Raw genomic sequence first — 3590 nt, forward strand, 5'->3', positions numbered from 1 at the left:
ATTGTTGAATCAGATGATGATTATTGGGGTCAGTTTAAATAATGAAAAAACTAAGATTTAAACCACGTGCAACCTTTAATGCTGACCTAAAGCGATTAGCCAGTTTAGATAAAACTATTATTGACGAAGTTCGAGCAGCCATTGACCTATTGCTCGAACAACAACAATTACCACCAGAATTTGAAGATCATGAGCTTAATCGGCGAATGAGCGGTTATAATGAATTTCACTTACGAGATACCCCGAAAAACAAAACACCAAGCGAAACTAACGATGTCCTGGTGGTTTATACGATTGATACAGATGAACTAGTCTTAATTGGCATTCGAGTCGGATCGCATGATCGTTTATTTCCTGGTCAAAATCGTGCTAAAAGGTATCGAAAAAATGACGAATAAGAGAAGTCATTTATACCATATAAAAACAAATAACCCCCAACATCTACATTATAGATATTGGGGGTTATTTTAATAATGATTTTGAGGGTCTATTTGGTAAAAATGGGCCCTTAAAAATATATAGCTTACTTGATCTTCCCATTTTCCTGGAAGATCTTTTTTGTTCGAAAATAATCCGACAAAAATTTGTTTTCTTGTTTTTCTGTGCTAAAATTAAGCCGTCTACTCGAACGTGTGTTCGAATATTGAGCAAATAATTTTTAAGGAGGTTGAATCAGAAACTGCTTACTCATTTGATAGCTTGTTCGTTGTAGGCGCTTATGGTTGCTAAACAACACAGAAAGGACGATTTATGTATGGATGAAATGGTAAAAGAAACACAAGTCTGGCTCAACAAAACTTACGGTAAAGTTTCTGGCTTTGGTAAAGTACCCGAGGACGGTAATACTGGTTGGAACACAGTTTATGGGTTAACTAGAGCCCTGCAACACGAATTAGGTATCACAGATCTAGTTGATAATTTTGGCCCTTCAACTGCCGCTAAATGGGATACTCAATTTGCTAATAAAGTTAAAACTGGCTTTAAGCACAATGTTGTTAAAATAATCCAAGGTGGCTTTTGGTGTAAGGGTATCAACCCTGAAGACTTTACCGGAGAATTTACTACTAACACGGCTGCTGCTGTCGTTGAATTAAAAAAAGACGCCGGTATCAAAGACACCAGCGCCAATGTAAACTCGGATATTATGAAAGCCTTGTTGACAATGAGCGCGTTTGTTTTAGTTCCTGGTGGGGACGCTAAAATCCGTTCAATGCAACAACAGCTTAATCATGATTATCAAGCTTACACTGGTATTTTACCATGTGATGGAATTTATCAAAGGGATACGAACACTGCTTTGATTTATGCTTTGCAGTCAGTGGAAGGTATGGATACTGGAACTGCTAATGGTTATTATGGTCCTGGTACGATCAATAANAATTTATCAAAGGGATACGAACACTGCTTTGATTTATGCTTTGCAGTCAGTGGAAGGTATGGATACTGGAACTGCTAATGGTTATTATGGTCCTGGTACGATCAATAAAACACCAACTGTTAATTCTGGCGCAACTGGGGCAATCGTTAAAATTATTCAATATGGTCTTTACGTTAATGGTTTCTATTCAGGCGCCTTCAATGGCCAATTTACACAAAATGTTGCCGACGGTATAGTTTCCTTTAGAAAATTCATGAAGTTGCCTCCTTATACTTCAACTGCTGACCTAACTGTGATCAAAGGCTTATTAACTAGTAATGGTAACACTAACCGATCTTCAGATGGTGTCGACATGGCTACTCAAATCACATCAGCTGCTACGGCTAAATCACTGAAAGCAGCTGGCTATAACATTATCGGCCGTTATTTGACAGGAAGCGTCGGGACTGGTGCTGATAAACGAGATAAAAATTTGACTAACACTGAAGTTAAACTGCTATTAGATGCTAACCTTAAGATTTTTCCGATTTACGAAGATGGAGGTTATGAAGAAAGTTATTTTAATAGCAAGCAAGGTTTCGCAGACGCTTCTATTGCCGTTAATACTGCACGTCAGCTTGGCCTACCAAGTGGGACAGTTATCTATTTTGCCGTTGATGTTGATATTCAAGATGGAAACATGAGTAGTACGGTTGTCCCCTATTTCGAGGGTATTACTGGTATTATAGGATCAACTGAATATAAAGCAGGTATTTATGGAACACGCAATGCGTGCTTGCATGTAAACCACTTAGTTAAGTATAGTTTTGTTGCTGATATGTCTTCTGGATGGAGCGGAAATTTAGGGTTCAAAATGCCTGAAAATTGGAGCTTTGATCAATTCAATGAATTTACTGGAGCTTCAACAGGGATTGATATGGATCAAGTTGCTGTCTCTGGTAAAGATAACGGAGTTTCTAAAGTTACCAAAGTTAATATAAATCCTAACGCTGCTTTCTTTACCCAACTGCAACAAGTAGAAGACCAGGCATATAGTTATATCAGCGGTGAAAGCTCTTCAACACCTGCTGAACAACTTGTTACCCAATTTTATAGACAATTTTCCTATTCTTCACCAAGTTGGGCACCCTTGGCCGGTGGATTAAATACTAGCTGGTTAGCATTCGCAAACTCAGCATTACATGTTTCAAAAGAAAGTGACTTCGAAACTCTTTATGATAGTACTACTGGCATAAAAATTGGCTTACCACACATGATGGCTTCTTTAAACGCACTTTTATTTTGGGGAGAACCACAGTCAGCCTCAGGAATTCAGGACCTTGGGGGCTGGTGTGGAGATCTTTTAACAAGTATAGAAGATGCTCATCTTAACCAGAAAAAATACGGCTCTTTTTATGAATCAATTACTGCATATGTAGGTAATAAAGGGCAATTTGGAAGGGAAGATTTGGTTGACGATTTGGATGCACTTAACGTTTACAGTACAATCCATTCGCAAAACAACCAAACTATATCCAAAATTATTAAAACTTATTACACCGGTAATGAAAGCTCCGTTCGCTTTAATTCTTACCTAAGTAATCGTTTTGATGATGACCTTGATTCACTACAGAACGACACATATACTCTTTTAAAAGGTGGTACAGGTTCATGGGGTGCAGCTTATAAAACCGCTTTATTGGCTTTTAAAAAGTTTAAATTACAAAAATATCCTTCTTATACTGACAGTGAAGCAAAAGACGCCGCTAAAGCTTTTCGCAAGTTAATTGAACAAAACGCATAGAAAGTAATAAGCAAAATGATAAACTATATATATTAGTTTATCATTTTACTTATTTTAGTTTTTTACTTTTATCTAAAAAATAGAAAGAGGTGCTAAATCAGCCTTGTACTCATGGTTAATCGTAATATTAGTTGTTTTTTTTCTCATAACAATTGATTTTTTATATTTATGTGACCATATAAATGATACTATCATTGAAAATGGCTATTTTAAAAACATTCTTACAATTATTATTTCAATTTTATCTAGTTGGTTCATCTCCAAATATTTGGGCCCTTTTTTTCTAAATTTCACTTCAGAAGTTGGAGTTACCAATTCATTCGGCTTTATATTAATAATTGTTGCATTAATAGGCTTTTCACTCCTATTCAACGCTGCAAGGCATGACATTGTAACTAGGAAAAAAACTGTACAGCAGGCTCAAAAAAA

General features: G+C 36.4%; 2 protein-coding genes and 1 pseudogene. All 3 read left to right on the plus strand.

What is annotated here, in order from left to right; genetic code table 11:
• The first annotated feature begins 41 nt into the window (after window positions 1–41).
• The 3 genes and pseudogenes from ACOV1R_RS15840 to ACOV1R_RS15850 all read left to right on the plus strand — a co-directional run bounded on the left by ACOV1R_RS15840 (window position 42) and on the right by ACOV1R_RS15850 (window position 3161).
• Complete coding sequence (locus ACOV1R_RS15840) at window positions 42–398, plus strand: type II toxin-antitoxin system YafQ family toxin (RefSeq protein ID WP_219033554.1); 357 nt, start codon at window positions 42–44, stop codon at window positions 396–398.
• 356 nt (window positions 399–754) lie between these two features.
• A pseudogene (locus ACOV1R_RS15845) lies at window positions 755–1363 on the plus strand (glycoside hydrolase domain-containing protein); the annotation flags it as partial.
• 73 nt (window positions 1364–1436) lie between these two features.
• Window positions 1437–3161, plus strand: coding sequence for a glycoside hydrolase domain-containing protein (locus ACOV1R_RS15850; protein WP_021730106.1), 1725 nt, complete (start codon window positions 1437–1439; stop codon window positions 3159–3161).
• Window positions 3162–3590: the final 429 nt, after the last annotated feature.

The sequence above is a fragment of the Lactiplantibacillus sp. YT640 genome (assembly GCF_049745435.1).
Lineage (GTDB): Bacteria > Bacillota > Bacilli > Lactobacillales > Lactobacillaceae > Lactiplantibacillus > Lactiplantibacillus plantarum.

What these genes read in the sequence shown, in the direction of transcription:
- ACOV1R_RS15840 (WP_219033554.1), top strand. Translation starts at nt 42, where the DNA reads ATGAAAAAACTAAGATTTAAACCACGTGCAACCTTTAATGCTGACCTA.
- ACOV1R_RS15850 (WP_021730106.1), top strand. Translation starts at nt 1,437, where the DNA reads ATGGATACTGGAACTGCTAATGGTTATTATGGTCCTGGTACGATCAAT.